Genomic DNA, 14204 nt, shown 5'->3' on the forward strand with positions numbered 1-14204 from the left:
GCGAAAAGCGGCCGGGCGACGTTACGGAATTTCAGCGGCCTTGGCGAGACCGTCTGCCCGGCGCACTGACAGGCAGACGGAGGAAGCCGGACAGACCTTTAGTACCCCGCCTTGATCTTCTCGAATTCGGCGATCATCTTGAGCTTGAGCGACGACGGCACGGGCGATTGGAACAGGGTCTTGTCGACGAATCTCTGCACATCGTCATAGCCCTTTTCTTTCAGGATCGCCGGGTCGACGCCGGCCATGCCCTTGGCGTTGGCCTGGCCATAACCCCAGTCCTTGACCAGCACCTTGGCGGTCTCGGGATCGTTGATCGCGTTGAGGTAGTCATAGGCCTTGTCGACATTGCCGGGTGCGTCCTTGAACAGCACGTAGCCGCAGACCCAGGTCGAGATGCCTTCGTCCGTATCCTTCTTGGACTTGATCGGCACACCGGCAGCGACGGATTGTACCGTGGCATCGTTCCATGCCCAGGCGAGATCGACCTCGCCGCCGCTCAGCAACTGGACGACGTCCGTGGTATCGGTCCAGTAGGAGCGGACATTCTTGTGCACCTGGCGCAGGAAGTCGGACGCCTGCTTGAACTGGTCGTCCGTCATCTTGGTCCAGTCCTTGAGCCCCATGGCAAGGCTGGCCAGCGCATAGGCGTCGTCGACATTGTCGCCGATCGAGACCCGCCCCTTGAACTTGGGATCGGCGAAGGCCTTCAGCGACTGCACATCCTTCGCGTCGATCTTGTCGGAGTTGTAGGTGAGCTGGGTGTTGCCCCAGTCCCACGGCATGAACCAGGCCTTGCCGTCCGAAGTGGTGGCCAGATCCTTCATCGCCATGATGCCGGGATTGAGATCCTTCCAGCCGGTGATCTTCGAGGTGTCGAGCGGCTGCAGCAGCCCCGCCTCGCGCCACTTTGTCACGCTCTGCGAGCAGGGATGACCAAGATCGGCCTTGAAGCCGGAGCGCACTTTTTCGAAGGCTTCGTCCTCGTCGCCGAAGAAGGCGAAGGTCGGCGAGTCGCCGTTCTTCTCGACATATTTGGGGTGGAAGCTCGGGTCCTCATAGCCGGACCAGTCGAACACGATCAGGTCCTTGTCGGCGGCGACCGCAATCGCCGCGGCCGAACCAGCCAGCGTCGCCGTCAGCGCCAATGTCAGTGTCAGGCGTCGGGCTATTCTTTTCATGCTGTTCCATCCTCTTTGTTTCTGATTGTTCGCTCCGGCTTGGATCCGCCGGTTGTTGTCAACGTCCGCTGTCCGGCGGGTAGTGCTTCGGAAAGGCGGCCGACAGGAATTCGTTTGCCGCCTGTAGCGCGCTCTCACGGGTGACGTCCTCGGTCCCCATCATCAGCCGCAGCCACAAGCCCTCCAGCATGGCGCTGAGCGCCAGCGCCATGACCTGCGGCTCATAGGCGTAACCACCGCCCTGCTTGAGCGTGGCACAGAGGTCGATGAAGATCTTCTGGTAGGCCGCGTCGCGCGCGCCGCACAGCGCCTGGTAGGTCGGCCGCGACTTGGCCTCGCCCCAGAACGCGCACCACGCCGCGAGCTTGCGCTTGTTGCAGATCGAACGGTCGAAATCGGCGGCGACCAGCGCCCGCAGCTGCCGGGCTGGATCCTCGCCGGCCTTGGTCAGCGCGACGCGCCAATGCGCCGCATATTCGTCGGCCATATAGGCCAGCGTGGCGACGAGCAGCTTCTCCTTGCTCTCGAAATGGAAGTTGACGATGCCGCGCGACAGGCCGGCGCCGTCAGCGACATCGGCCATCGTCGTTTCCGAATAACCGCGCTTGGCCAGCGAATCGATGGTCGCTTCGATCAGCTGCTGTTGCCTGACCTCCTTCGACGCCTTGCGGCCGCGTTTTTCCGGCTCGGTTTTTCCAGACGTGTCGGAGGATCGCTCTTCGCGCGCTGCAGCTTTCATCGGTGCCGTCATGCTCCACATTGCCGGCTATCCCACCACAGCCGGCTTCCACCCGCGAAGATGAGTGGGACGGTGCTCGCCACTGTCAAGCACCTTCTGCATGGCTTCCCAGGTCTTGATGTTCTTGTCGACATAGGCCGCTCCGACCGCGACTGCCGCCGTCTCGTAGAGCGGGCCTTTCAGCCTTTCCAGCTCGCCGCGTGCGACCTCGCGGTACCAAGAATTGCGGTCCTTCACAGTGACATCGGCAAAGCCGGCGCTGCGCATCGCTTGCGCATAGCGTGCCGGCGAGGCCATGGCGAAGGACAGGCCTTCGGCCGCGACATAGGCCTTCATCTCAGATGACGGCTCGCCGTCATGGCCGATCAGCCAGTCGGAGGCGGCAAGGACGCCGCCCGGCTTCAGCACGCGGAAGATTTCCGCAAACAGCGCGTCCTTGTCGGACACGTGCACCAGCGCATCCTTGGAGAAGATGACATCGAACGAAGCGTCGGCAAAAGGCAGCGGCCCCGGCGGCGCCTGGACGAAGCTGGCGCGGTCTGAAAGCCCTCGTGCAGCGACATGCTTTCTGGCCGCCTCGATCACCGGCCGCTCGATGTCGAAGCCGGTGGCATGAGCAGCACCGTGGCGCTCCACCAGATGCAGCGCGATGCCGCCGGAGCCGCAGCCGATGTCGAGGATCGTCTTGCCCCTGAGCGACAGCCCTTCGACCACCCGGTCGACCTCGTCTGGTCCGCCCGGCGACAGATAGCCCTCGCCCCACAGCGCCTCGAGGAAGCGGATCGCGGCGTCGTCATATTCCGGCTCGCCATCTGCCGTTTCGATCATCAGACCTTAAGTCCCGTCAGCCGAATTGCGCAGGTTCGAATGCCGGCAAAGCGTAGCGTATTAACAGGAAAACGCAATATCATTTGTTGAACATTCATTCAGAATGGCTGGACAGAATAGCCGCTGCCGTGCCAAATTCCGCGCATTCGGCGACAAATCACGCGAAAATGAAGGGTCGAGCACCATGAAGGCTGGGCGCGAATGAAAGCTTGGGATGCGATCGTCATCGGCGGCGGACACAACGGCCTGGTCAACGCCTGCTATTTGCAACGCGCCGGGCTCGACGTGCTGGTGGTGGAAAAGAACGACTGGGTCGGCGGCGCCGCCACCAGCCGCGAGCTGACGCCGGGCTTCCTCTACTCCAACTGCTCCTATGTCTGCTCGCTGTTTCGCCCCGAGATCATGCGCGACCTCGAACTGCCGCGTTTCGGCTTGCAGGTTATTTCCTATGAAGGCGGCGCCGTGTTCACCCGCGACGGCGACTACCTCGCCAACTACCGTGACCACGATGCGCACCGGCGCGAATTCGCCCGCTTCTCCAGGCGCGACGCGGAGGCCTATGACCGCTATTCGCGCGACGTGACGCGGCAGTGCCGTTTCATCCAGCCGCTGCTGATGCGCACCGCACCGGACCCGGCCAGTCTCAAGCCGCGTGACCTCGGAGAGCTTCTCTATCTCGGCAAGAAATTCGCCGGCCTGTCATCAGAAGAAATGGCGCTGACGCTGCGCTTCTGGACCATGTCGATCTCGGAATTCCTCGACGAATATTTTGAGACCGATGTCATCAAGGCGAACTTCGCTTTGTCCGGCATCATCGGTACCGCGCTCGGGCCGATGTCGCCCGGCACAGCCTACGTGCTGCTGCACCATTATATGGGTGAGGTCGACGGCTCGGTCGGCGCCTGGGGCTATGCGCGCGGCGGCATGGGCGCCGTCACCAAGGCGCTCGCCGCTTCCTTCAAGGCGTCCGGCGGCACCATCCGTACCGGCGCCGAGGTCGATCATGTGCTGGTGAGCCGAGGCAAGGCCAAGGGCGTGGTGCTGGCTGGCGGCGAGGAGATTTACGGCAAGCTCGTCGTCTCCAACGCCGACGTCAAACGCACATTCCTGAAACTGGTCGAGGAGAAGGAACTGCCCGACATTTTCCTGCGGCGGGTCAGGAACTTCAAGATCCGCGGCTCCTCCGGCAAGGTCAACATCGCGTTGGATTCTCTGCCGGAATTCCCGGCACTGCCGAAGGATTCACCCGTTTATCGCGGCGACATGCATTTCACCGATTCCATGGAGCGCATGGAGCGCGCCTATGACGACTGGAAGGCCGGTCGCTGGTCGGCCGACCCATTCCTCGACATGGTCATCCCAACGACGCTCGACCCGACCATGGCGCCGCCGGGCAAGCATTTTATGAGCTGCTTCGTGCAGTACGCGCCGCCCAAGGTGAATGGCCAGGACTGGACCGATGCCGACCGCGACGGTTTCGCTGAAAGCGTGGTTGCGCAGATCGCGGAATACTCGCCAGGCTTCCGCGACCGCATCGTCCATATGGAGGTGCGCACGCCACGCGAGATCGAGGCCGAGGTTGGGCTGACCGAAGGCAATATTTTCCAGGGCGAGCTGACCTTCGACCAGCTGCTGTTCAACCGGCCGGTGCCGGGCTACGCACAATACCGCTCGCCGGTCGGCGGGCTCTATATGTGCGGCTCCTCGACACATCCCGGCGGCGGCGTCATGGGCGCACCCGGCCGCAATGCGGCAGCCGAGATCCTGCGCGACCTCGCCAAATCGACCTCCCATATGAGCCCGGCCCATGACGTCATTTGATGCCATTATCATTGGCGGTGGCCACAACGGCCTTGTCGCTGCCGCCACGCTGGCCAAGGCCGGCCGCAAGGTGCTGGTGCTGGAAGCCGCTGGCGATGTCGGCGGCGCGGCGCGCACCGAAGAGTTTGCGCCGGGTTTTCGGGTCTCCTCGATCGCGCATGTGCTGAACCGCCTGCACCCCGACGTGGTGAAGACATTGGAGCTGGAGAAACACGGGGTGCAGGTCACCCGTACAGACTTCATGCCGTCGGTCGCCTTGGCAAAGGACGGCCCGCCGCTTGTCCTGCATGGCGCCTATGGCGAAGTGCTGACCGGCTCCACTCCGTCCGAGCAGTCCGCCTGGAAGGAATTGCGCGCCCAACTCATGCGCTATGCCGGCATCCTGAAACCGTTCCTGTCGCGGCGCCCGCCCGATCTCGGTGGCATGTCGCTGCTTGAAACCGCAGCGCTCGGCCAGACGGTCGTGGCGCTGAAAAAGCTCGGCAAGGAAGACATGCGCGACTTCCTGCGCGTTCTCCTGATGAACGTCGCCGACCTGCTCGACGAGCAGCTTGCCGATATCAGGCTGAAGGGCCTGCTTGCCTTCGACGCCACGCTTGGTAGCCATCTCGGCCCGCGTTCGCCGACCTCCCTGCTCGGCCTCTACTATCGGCTGGCCGGCGAGACCGGCGGTGCGGCAGGGGCACAGATGCTGCCGAAAGGTGGCATGGGTGCGGTCGTCGCCGCGATCCGCGCGGCGGCGGAGCAAGCCGGCGTCACCATCCGCACGGCAGCGCCCGTGGCCAGGATAGTCGTCGAGAAAGGCCGCGCCGTCGGCGTGACCCTCGACAGCGGCGAGGTGCTGCAAGCCAGAACCATCATCTCCGCCATCAACCCGGCGACCACCATGCTCGGCCTGGTCGGGTCACGCGAGATCGGCACCGGCTTCGTGCGCAAGGTGAAGAACATTCGCATGAAGGGCGATGCGGCCAAGCTCCATCTGGCGCTCGACCGGCCGCCGCACTTCGCCGGCGTCGACGCCGCCAGCCACAAGGGCCGTCTGGTCATCGCGCCCTCGGCCGACCATGTCGAGCGCGCCTTCAACCCGTCAAAATATGGCGAGTTCTCAGCCGAACCGGTGATGGAGATCACACTGCCGTCGCTCTCCGACCCGTCGCTCGCGCCAAGCGGCGCCTACGTGCTGTCGGCGATCGTGCAATACGCGCCTTATGCGCTGAAAGAGGGTTGGGATGCCGGCAAGCCGAAATTCCTCAAGGCTGTTATGGCGCAGCTCGAAGCGTACGCCCCCGGTATCGGCAAGTCCGTGCTGCATGCCGAGCTTTTGACGCCAGCCGATATCGAAGCCAATTGCCGCATGCCGGGGGGCCATTGGCACCACGGCGAATTGCAGGCCGACCAGATGTTGATGTCGCGGCCGGTCTCCGGCTGGTCGGGCTACGACACGCCGATCGAGGGGCTGTTCCTGGCCGGCGCCGGTTCGCATCCAGGCGGCGGCGTTTCGGGTGCTCCCGGTTTGAATGCGGCGCGGCGCATCATCGCGGTGAAGGGATGATCGGATGTTTCAGCCAGTCAACGCCGCACTCTACGGCGAAGGAATGCCGTCATGACGAGTCCGATCAACAACGCCGCCCACCCCACAGCGCAGTCGCATTTCCGCACACTGCGTCTCGGCACGCCGTTCCAGCCGCGCATCGATGCGCTGGCCAAAACTCAGGACTGGTACAATTGGGCCGGCTATCGCGCGCCGCATTCGCTGTGGGACGAGGAACTCGAATATTTCGCCATCCGCAGCCAGGCGGCTTTGTTCGACATCTCGCCGATGACCAAATACCGCATCGAGGGGCCGGATGCCGAAGCCTTCCTCGATCGCGTCACGCTGCGCGATGTCACCAAGCTGAAACCGGGCCGCGTCCACTACACCGCATGGTGCGACGACGAAGGTTTTGTCCTCGATGACGGCACGCTGTTCCGGCTGTCGCCGACCCGCTTCCGCCTGTGTTCGCAGGAGCGGCACCTGCCCTGGCTGCTGGACAGCGCGACCGGCTTCGAGGTGACAGTCGAGGAAGAGACTGGAAGCGTCGCTGGTCTCGCTCTGCAAGGCCCAACCTCCTTCGCCGTGCTGCACGAGGCGGGTTTCGCCGGCGTTGAAAAACTCAAAGTGTTCGATCTCGCCGAATTCCCGCACGATGGCGGCACTATCACCATCTCGCGCACCGGCTTCACCGGCGATCTCGGCTACGAACTGTTCGTGCCGGCCGAAAAAGCGCTCGGCCTCTGGGACCGCCTGATGACGGCAGGCGAACTGCGCGGCATCCGCGCCATCGGCTACGCCGCCCTCAACCGCGCCCGGCTGGAAGCCGGCCTGATCGTCGCCAATGCCGACTTCACCACCGCAGACCATGCCATTCGCGCCGACCGTCTGCGCATGCCGGACGAGATCGGTCTCGGCTTTATGGTCGACCTGGGAAAAGGCCATTTCAACGGCCGCCGCGCCATCCTCGAAGCCCGTGCCAAACGCAGGCTGCGCCACATGCTGGTCGGGCTGGAGATCGAAGGCAACATCCCGGCCGAGCACGCCATCGTCTACCACAAGAAGCATCAGGAGGTCGGGCTGGTCAGCGCCGCCATCTGGTCGCCGATGGCCAAGCGCAATATCGCCATCGCCTCGCTGACGCGTCCCTATGGTGATACGATGGTGGAAGACCTCTGGGTCGAGATCTACGCCATGCGCGAGTTGCAGTACCAGAAGCTGATGAAGCGGGCCAAGGTGGTGGCCCGTCCTTTCATCAAGCTCGACCGCCGCACCGCCAATCCGCCGGCGGATTTCTGATCATGGCCGACGAACCGGATGATGAGACGGAAGCCGCCGAACAGTGGCAGCTGGTCAACACGCCGCTCGGCGAAAAATGGTCGGGTCGTACCCGCTATGCCGCCGCCATGTACTTCTACAAGCGCGGCGAAATGAGCGCCGAGACGCTCGAAGTCTACCGCATCTGCGCGCGGTTGGACTGGGAGAACCCGCTGCCGATGATCAGGGATCGCGGCGGCCAGGATTGGCTGAAGCGCATGGGCGCTTAAGCCTCAGCCTATGGTTCTTTCGAGAACGCTCAGCCAGTTGCGATAGGCGATCTTCTCGATCAACGCGCGTCCGAAACCGCGCGCGGCCAGCGCATCTATCAGCTTCGGCAGACCGGCAACGTCGCCGATGACCGCCGGGATCATGGCGCCGTCGAAATCGGAGCCGAGACCGACGCCGTCCTCGCCCAGCGCCTGCAGCAGCGAGTCGACATGGCGCACCATGATGTCGAGGCTGGTGTCCGAGTTCATCCGTCCGTCTTCGCGCAGGAAGCCGGTGGCGAAGTTGAGCCCGACCATGCCGCCGGTCTCGCGGATAGCGCCGAGCTGCCAGTCCGTCAGGTTGCGCGAATGGGTGCACAGCGCATGCACGTTCGAATGGGTGGCGACCAGCGGCGCATCGCTGAGTGCGGCGACATCGCGAAAGCCCTTTTCGTTGAGATGCGACAGGTCGACCATGATCTTGAGCTGATTGCAGGCCTTGATCAGCGCCTTGCCGGCATCGGTCAGCCCCGGTCCGGTATCGGGCGACGACGGAAAGCGGAACGGGACGCCGTGGCCGAAGGCGTTGGGGCGGCTCCAGACAATGCCGAGCGAGCGCAGGCCGGCTTCGTAGAGCACGTCGAGCAAGGTAAGTTCGGGATCGATCGCCTCGACGCCTTCAATATGAAACACCGCCGCGATCGAACCTTTCGCCATCGCCTCGCGAATGTCACCGGCACTGCGGCAGACGGTCAGCGCCCCCGCTCGCTCCAGCCGAAACAGGATCGAGGCCATGCCGATGGTGGAATTGAGCGCATCAGCGCGCGGCAGTTCCGGCGGCAACGGCTCATTGTCGCTCGGCGCCGGCGGCACCGCAGAGCGTTTGCTCTTCTCGACCGGCGGTGGAAAGATCGCGAACATGCCGCCGGCAAAGCCGCCCTTCTTGGCGCGCGGCAGATCTATATGACCGCCCTGCGTCCCCTCGATGAACAGCTTTTCGACGTCTGTGTCTTTCGACTGGTACAGTCGCAGCAGCGTGTCGTTGTGGCCGTCGAAGACGGGGACGAGATCGGATTCGGTCATCAGGAAGCCATTCGGTCAGTTGGCAGGAGCGGACGAACCGCAGCGAACTGTGTACTTAGGCAAGAAGGCCGAACTGCGCAAATGCCAGAGAGGCGTTCGCTCTTGTGGCTGAGCGACTCCGACCACCTGCCGGTCCCCGCTGCTTCGCAGCGTCCCGGCGTTCGCCGGCCTTTCATCATGCCACCGGCACGATGAATTCGCCTGCGGCGAACCGGCTGCTCACCCCACAAGGGGGGAAGGGAAAAAGGTCTATTGCTTCAGCACATCCGCCCATTCCGGATGGCGGCGGAACTGGGCGTTGGCGAAGGGGCAGAGCGGGATGATCTTCTTGCCCACTGCCCGCGCGTCCTCGACGGCGCGTGTGACAAGCCGAAGGCCGGCGCCCTGGCCGCGAAACACGTCCGGCACTTCGGTGTGATCGATGATGATCTGGTGCTCGCCGACCTTGGTGAAGGTCATTTCCGCCTCGGCGCCACCGGGCCTGCGCAGGACATAACGTCCCTTCGAGCCGCGGTCCTCGAGTTCGATCTCAGGCAATTCGTCAGGCATCGCTTGCTCCTTCAACCGGCGCATCGGCAAAAAGCCGCCTCGACGCTTCGATCTCGTTTGGCCGAATTTCGTGGCCGCCATCGTGCCACTCCACTGTGACATCGGCGCCATCGGCGCGCAAATAGGCCTCCAGCCGGGATGTCAGGTTGGGCGGGCAGATCGGGTCGCGCTTGCCGGCGGTGACCAGGATGCGGCGTCCGGCAAGGCTGCCCTGCACCTGCGGTTCGAACGGGATCAGCGGGTGCATCAGCACCGCCGCATCGAACAGCTCGGGCGCGGCGAACATTACGGACGCCAGGATGTTGGCGCCGTTGGAATAGCCGAGACCCAAGACCGAAGATGGCCTTGCCGCTGCCACCTGCGCCTTGATGAAACCGGCCATCTTGGCGGTCGCCCGCGCGAGGTCGTCCATGTCGTAGACGCCCTCGCCGGTGCGGCGGAAGAAACGCGCCGCACCATGCTCGGAAACATCGCCGCGCGGCGATACGATCGTCGCCTGTGGCGCGAGGTCGCGCCCGAGCGACAGCAGCTGGCTCTCGTCCGCGCCGGTGCCGTGAAAGACGAAGAGCAGCGGGCCGCCGGGCGAACCCGGCAGCGCCTTATGGATGTAAGCTTCCTTGCTCATCGTCTCAGCCTTCCAGCTTCTGCAGATGCTCTTCAAGATAGGGCCGCAGATGCTGGTGCTGCGTCGGCAGTTTCAGGGCTTCGCCGAGATGGGCGGTGTCCTCGTCGCGGTCGAAGCCCGGCTCATTGGTAGCGACTTCGAACAGCACGCCGCCCGGCGTTCGGAAGTAGATCGCCCAGAAATAGTCGCGGTCGATCACCGGCGTCACGCCGTAACCCGTATCGATCAGCGCCTTGCGCACTTCGAGCTGCTTGGCGCGGTTCTCCACCGCGAAGGCGACATGGTGGACCGAGCCGGCGCCGAGATTGGCAAAGCCCGCCGTAGGCAGCGATTCAATATCGACGACGTCAGCGCCGTTGCCGTTCTTGATGGCGAGCCGGCTGACATTGCCGGACTTGTCCACTTGCTCATAGCCCATGAACTTCAACAGCTCTTCCGTGGCGCCACCATCCTTCAATCTGAGGGAGACCGAGTGGAAGCCGCGTATCGCCTCATCAGCGGGAATGCCGCCTTTCAACCATGGCGCGCGGCTGTCCGCTTTGTCTTCGACCAGCGCGAAACCGTCGCCGTCGGGACCGGCGAAGGCCAGCCGCTTCTCGCCGAACGTCTCTTCGCGGGAGACACCCGCAACGCCTTCATCGGCGAAGCGCTTTTCCCAATAGCCGAGCGTGCCGGCCGGCACCGAATAGGCCGTGGTCCCGACCTCGCCGACGCCGTGGCGACCCCTGGCAATGTCCGGGAACGGAAAATAGGTCATCACCGAGCCGGGCGTACCGTGCTCGTCACCATAATAGAGGTGATAGACATCTGGCGCGTCGAAGTTGACGGTCTTCTTGACCCGGCGCAGGCCGAGCTTGTGCGTGAAGAAATTATTGTTCTGGCGCGCATCGCCGGCCATCGACGTCACGTGATGCAGGCCCTTGATCTGGTCGAGCATTGTCTTGCTCCTTCCCTTCGGTTTGCGGCTCTTGCCGCTGTCCACGCCTATATGAGGGGCCGCCTGGCAATGGCAAAGGCGGCAAACTCAGAATGGACTGTATCCCAATAGTGAACAGCAGGAAATTTTCGTTCACCATTTAAGCAAGACTGACAGGCTTGCGCTGCCGCCAAATTCCGGTTCATTGAACGTCTTCCCGACGTGACAGGATAGAGCATTGGCCGCGAAAAGCAGACGCCCGAACATCCTATTGATCTCCTGCGACCAATGGCGGGGCGATTGCCTGTCGGCTGCCGGCCATGCCGTGGTGAAGACGCCGAATGCCGATGCGCTCGCCGCCGAAGGCGTCCTTTTCATGCGGCATTACGGCGGCGCGGCGCCCTGCTCGCCGGCCCGCGCGTGCCTCTACACCGGCCTCTACCAGATGAACAATCGCGTCTGCCGCAACGGCACGCCGCTCGACGCCCGCCACGGCAACATGGCGCTTTCGGCCCGCGCCCTCGGCTATGATCCGACTTTGTTCGGCTACACCGACGTCTCGCCCGATCCGCGCACGATGGCGCCGGGCGATCCCCGGCTGAAAAGCTATGAGGGCGTGCTGCCCGGCTTCAGCGTTCGCCAGTTCCTGCCTGAGCATCAGAAACCATGGCTGTCATGGCTGAAGGCACGTGGCGTCGACACCAGCGCGGGCTCTCCCGGCATTCACCGCCCCGTGGGCGGGGAAGCGGGCGACGCCGTGACCAGCGCGCCGCCTGTCTATTCCAGGGACGAGACGCCGACCGCTTTTCTTGCCGGCGAATTCATTCGCTGGCTGGACGAACAGGATTCGCCATGGTTCGCGCATGTCTCCTTCATCAGCCCGCATCCGCCCTTTGTCGTACCGCGGCCCTACAACACGCTGTATGATCCGGCGGACGGACCGCCCTTCCGCCATGTCGAGACTTGGCAGGCCGAGGCGCAAAGGCATCCCTATCTGGCTTACGACCTTGGTCGCCAGAAGCGGAGAAGCTTCCGCCCCGGCACCGACGGCCACGTGCGCGACTGGGGCGACGACAACATCCGGGCCATCCGCGCGATCTATTACGGCATGATCTCGGAGGTCGACGCGCAGCTTGGCCGCATCTGGCAAGCGATCAAGACGGCGAATGCATGGGATGACACCATCATCGTGCTGACTTCGGACCACGCCGAGATGATGGGCGACCATTTCATGCTGGGCAAAGGCGGCTTCTTCGACGGCAGCTATCACATCCCATTGATCGTGCGCGACCCGCGTCACGGCAATGCAGCCGGCTCGACCGTCAACCACTTCACCGAGGCCGTCGACATCTTCCCGACCTTGCTCGATCTGCTGGACGCCGACGCCCAGCTGCATCTCGACGGCCGCTCGCTAAAACCGTTCCTGCAAGATGAACCGCCTAAGGATTGGCGCGACGCGGCGCATTGGGAGTTCGACTTCCGCTCGATTGCCAGCGGTGAGGCCGAACGGCATTTCGGCATCGGCTCGCGCCAGTGCAACCTCGCCGTCATCCGTACGGAAAAATTCAAATACGTGCATTTCGGCGGCGGCCTGCCGCCGCTGCTCTTCGACATGCAGAAGGATCCGGGCGAACTGGCCAACGTTGCCGCCGACCCGGCCTATCTCAGCGTGCGGCTTGAATTTGCCGAGCGACTGCTTGCCTGGCGCGCCGAGCATCTTGACCAGTCGTTGGCGCTTGCAGAGCTGACGGACGAAGGGGTGGTGGATATGTGGTAGGCAGTAGGCAGTAGGCAGTAGGCAGTAGGCAGTAGGCAGTAGGCAGTAGGCAGTAGAATGTTCTGGCGGCCTGATTGCCTCGTCACTCGGTTTCGCCTACTGCCCAATCCCTACTGCCTATTCCCTTACTGTACCATCATCCGCTGCTGGTCGCGCTTCTCGGCATAGCTGCCCTTGTCATACGCAGCCTGCGCCTGCAGCTGCTCCTTGGTGAAGTTGGTGTAGAGATATTTGTTGCCGTCCTTGTCGGTCATGAATTTGAGCTTGTCCATGCCGACCGCGACCTCCTTGGCGCCGATGCCTAGAAAGCCGCCGACATCGATGATGACGGCATCCGGCTTGCTGTCGGGCGTGAGCACGACGTCGCCGATCTCGCCGACCTTGGCGTCGTTGGCGCCATAGACGGTGGTGCCCTTCAGGTCGTCGCCTCTGATGTTGCCGACCGGCATTTCGGTCAGTGTCGACTTGTCGATCGCTGCCGTTTGCGTCGGATCGGTGGCTTTGGTACCGGCCGGAGCTTCCGCGGTCTTGTCCGCTGGCTGAGCATTGTCAGCCGGTGCAACGGCCGTCGGGGCAGCGGGAGCAGTCGGCTGCGTTGCGTCGGAGGTTGTCGTCACCGGCGCCGGATCATAGGGCTTGCGGTCGAAATCAGGCTGCGCCTGCAGTTCCTCCTTGGTCGTCTGCGCCACCAGCCAGCGATCGCCGTTCTTTTCGGCCCACCGTGCCTTGGCGAAATCATAGGTGACGTTCTTTTCACCCATGCCGAGGAAGCCGCCGACGCCGATCACCAGCGACTGCGCCTTGCCATCCTTGGTCAGCACGATGTCATTGACGTCGCCGATATTCTGGGCATCGTCGCCAGTGCCATTGTAGACATTCTCGCCGATGATGTTGGTTGCGAGATTGCCGTCAGCGCGTTTCACCGCCGGTTCTGACGGCGCGGCGTTGAGATCAACCGGCTTCTGCGGGTCGTTCTGCGCCGTGGAAGCAGGCGCCGGGGCCGGATCGTAAGGCTTACGGTCGAAGTCGGGCAGCGCCGTCAACGCTTCTTTCGTCGTCTCGGCGACGAGCCAGCGATCACCATTCCTCTCGACCCATTGCAACTTGCCGTAGTCGAAGGCGACGTTCTTGCTGCCTATGCCGAGGAAGCCGCCAACGCCGATAATGGCGGATTTCGCCTGGCCGTTTTCATCGAGGACGACGTCGCTGACGTCACCGATCTTCTGCGCATCGTCGCCAGTGCCATTGTAGACAGACTCGCCGATGATATTGGTCATCAGCGCGCCGTCGGCCTGTTGCGGCGCCGGCGCGATGGTAGCAGGGGCTTCAGCCGGCGCTGGGGTCGTCGCCGGGGTCGTCGTTGACTGCGCAAACGCACCGGTAGCGATCAGCGTTGCCAGTGCGGTCGTCGCGAACAGTGTGCGGATCATGATTAAGTCTCCTCTTGCGTGATCTCATGTGCGCCGCAATCGGCAAACCACTTGCCGGGAGACCGAAGGCGGCGCCTCCAATGGGATCACAACGTTGTGACAAGGCGCTTGTTCCGAAAAAACGGGAGCATCGAAATACTCTGGGCAAGTCCGCGGAATCGCCCGACATTCCCACCCGGCCGATGGAACCTTTCCCAA

13 protein-coding genes are annotated in these 14204 nt (G+C 63.4%); 5 read left to right on the top strand and 8 right to left on the bottom strand.

The window, feature by feature from the left end; genetic code table 11:
• Positions 1 to 98: 98 nt before the first annotated feature.
• Genes AC3EMP_RS00805 through AC3EMP_RS00815 form a run of 3 tightly spaced genes read right to left on the bottom strand, consistent with a single transcriptional unit; the run spans position 99 to position 2748 of the window.
• Positions 99 to 1181, bottom strand: coding sequence for an ABC transporter substrate-binding protein (locus AC3EMP_RS00805; RefSeq protein WP_023696413.1), 1083 nt, complete (start codon positions 1179 to 1181; stop codon positions 99 to 101).
• A gap of 58 nt (positions 1182 to 1239) precedes the next feature.
• Positions 1240 to 1920 carry a transcriptional regulator BetI gene (betI, locus tag AC3EMP_RS00810; protein WP_023670076.1) on the bottom strand — a complete coding sequence of 227 codons (681 nt, stop codon included), beginning with the start codon at positions 1918 to 1920 and terminating at the stop codon, positions 1240 to 1242.
• A 27-nt stretch (positions 1921 to 1947) separates the two neighbouring features.
• A complete protein-coding gene (locus tag AC3EMP_RS00815; protein WP_352712575.1) occupies positions 1948 to 2748 on the bottom strand; it encodes a class I SAM-dependent methyltransferase in 801 nt (266 codons plus the stop codon).
• 201 nt (positions 2749 to 2949) lie between these two features.
• Here AC3EMP_RS00815 and AC3EMP_RS00820 point away from each other — a divergent pair, with 201 nt between their 5' ends.
• The 4 genes from AC3EMP_RS00820 to AC3EMP_RS00835 are packed head-to-tail and all read left to right on the top strand — an operon-like array spanning position 2950 to position 7647.
• Complete coding sequence (locus tag AC3EMP_RS00820) at positions 2950 to 4569, top strand: phytoene desaturase family protein (RefSeq protein ID WP_352712576.1); 1620 nt, start codon at positions 2950 to 2952, stop codon at positions 4567 to 4569.
• The gene (locus AC3EMP_RS00825) at positions 4556 to 6121 is read left to right on the top strand and encodes a phytoene desaturase family protein (protein WP_352712577.1); all 1566 of its coding nucleotides are present in this window, start codon (positions 4556 to 4558) and stop codon (positions 6119 to 6121) included. Before AC3EMP_RS00820 ends, AC3EMP_RS00825 begins: the two co-directional genes overlap by 14 nt.
• A gap of 51 nt (positions 6122 to 6172) precedes the next feature.
• Positions 6173 to 7399, top strand: coding sequence for an aminomethyl transferase family protein (locus AC3EMP_RS00830; protein WP_352712579.1), 1227 nt, complete (start codon positions 6173 to 6175; stop codon positions 7397 to 7399).
• A gap of 2 nt (positions 7400 to 7401) precedes the next feature.
• Positions 7402 to 7647 (top strand): hypothetical protein, encoded by a 246-nt coding sequence (locus AC3EMP_RS00835; protein WP_023690115.1) that lies wholly within the window; start codon positions 7402 to 7404, stop codon positions 7645 to 7647.
• Positions 7648 to 7650: 3 nt separating this feature from the next.
• Here the strand turns inward: AC3EMP_RS00835 and AC3EMP_RS00840 are convergent, their stop codons facing one another.
• From AC3EMP_RS00840 to AC3EMP_RS00855, 4 genes are all read right to left on the bottom strand, one after another.
• On the bottom strand, positions 7651 to 8709 hold the full coding sequence (locus tag AC3EMP_RS00840) for a dipeptidase (RefSeq protein ID WP_352498123.1): 1059 nt from the start codon (positions 8707 to 8709) through the stop codon (positions 7651 to 7653).
• A gap of 249 nt (positions 8710 to 8958) precedes the next feature.
• Complete coding sequence (locus tag AC3EMP_RS00845) at positions 8959 to 9258, bottom strand: GNAT family N-acetyltransferase (RefSeq protein ID WP_023730787.1); 300 nt, start codon at positions 9256 to 9258, stop codon at positions 8959 to 8961.
• Positions 9251 to 9883 carry an alpha/beta hydrolase gene (locus AC3EMP_RS00850; RefSeq protein ID WP_023730788.1) on the bottom strand — a complete coding sequence of 211 codons (633 nt, stop codon included), beginning with the start codon at positions 9881 to 9883 and terminating at the stop codon, positions 9251 to 9253. The genes AC3EMP_RS00845 and AC3EMP_RS00850 overlap by 8 nt, the downstream gene beginning before the upstream one ends.
• A 4-nt stretch (positions 9884 to 9887) precedes the next feature.
• Entirely contained in the window at positions 9888 to 10820 is a 933-nt protein-coding gene (locus AC3EMP_RS00855; RefSeq protein ID WP_352712581.1) for a VOC family protein, read from the bottom strand.
• A 217-nt stretch (positions 10821 to 11037) separates the two neighbouring features.
• Between AC3EMP_RS00855 and AC3EMP_RS00860 the strand changes: the two genes are divergently transcribed.
• Positions 11038 to 12576: an alkaline phosphatase family protein gene (locus AC3EMP_RS00860; RefSeq protein WP_031197104.1), complete on the top strand. Its 1539-nt coding sequence runs from the start codon at positions 11038 to 11040 to the stop codon at positions 12574 to 12576.
• A 125-nt stretch (positions 12577 to 12701) separates the two neighbouring features.
• On the opposite strand, the gene AC3EMP_RS00865 is transcribed toward AC3EMP_RS00860, so the two are convergent.
• Positions 12702 to 14006 (bottom strand): PRC-barrel domain-containing protein, encoded by a 1305-nt coding sequence (locus AC3EMP_RS00865; RefSeq protein WP_023715017.1) that lies wholly within the window; start codon positions 14004 to 14006, stop codon positions 12702 to 12704.
• Positions 14007 to 14204 lie beyond the last annotated feature (198 nt).

The sequence above is a fragment of the Mesorhizobium sp. P160219 genome, from assembly GCF_057786095.1.

Coding starts and splice junctions, on each gene's coding strand:
- AC3EMP_RS00830 (WP_352712579.1), top strand. CDS start 6,173: ATGACGAGTCCGATCAACAACGCCGCCCACCCCACAGCGCAGTCGCAT.
- AC3EMP_RS00865 (WP_023715017.1), bottom strand. CDS start 14,006: ATGATCCGCACACTGTTCGCGACGACCGCACTGGCAACGCTGATCGCT.
- AC3EMP_RS00835 (WP_023690115.1), top strand. CDS start 7,402: ATGGCCGACGAACCGGATGATGAGACGGAAGCCGCCGAACAGTGGCAG.
- AC3EMP_RS00840 (WP_352498123.1), bottom strand. CDS start 8,709: ATGACCGAATCCGATCTCGTCCCCGTCTTCGACGGCCACAACGACACG.
- AC3EMP_RS00850 (WP_023730788.1), bottom strand. CDS start 9,883: ATGAGCAAGGAAGCTTACATCCATAAGGCGCTGCCGGGTTCGCCCGGC.
- AC3EMP_RS00845 (WP_023730787.1), bottom strand. CDS start 9,258: ATGCCTGACGAATTGCCTGAGATCGAACTCGAGGACCGCGGCTCGAAG.
- AC3EMP_RS00815 (WP_352712575.1), bottom strand. CDS start 2,748: ATGATCGAAACGGCAGATGGCGAGCCGGAATATGACGACGCCGCGATC.
- AC3EMP_RS00805 (WP_023696413.1), bottom strand. CDS start 1,181: ATGAAAAGAATAGCCCGACGCCTGACACTGACATTGGCGCTGACGGCG.
- AC3EMP_RS00825 (WP_352712577.1), top strand. CDS start 4,556: ATGACGTCATTTGATGCCATTATCATTGGCGGTGGCCACAACGGCCTT.
- AC3EMP_RS00820 (WP_352712576.1), top strand. CDS start 2,950: ATGAAAGCTTGGGATGCGATCGTCATCGGCGGCGGACACAACGGCCTG.
- AC3EMP_RS00855 (WP_352712581.1), bottom strand. CDS start 10,820: ATGCTCGACCAGATCAAGGGCCTGCATCACGTGACGTCGATGGCCGGC.
- betI (WP_023670076.1), bottom strand. CDS start 1,920: ATGAAAGCTGCAGCGCGCGAAGAGCGATCCTCCGACACGTCTGGAAAA.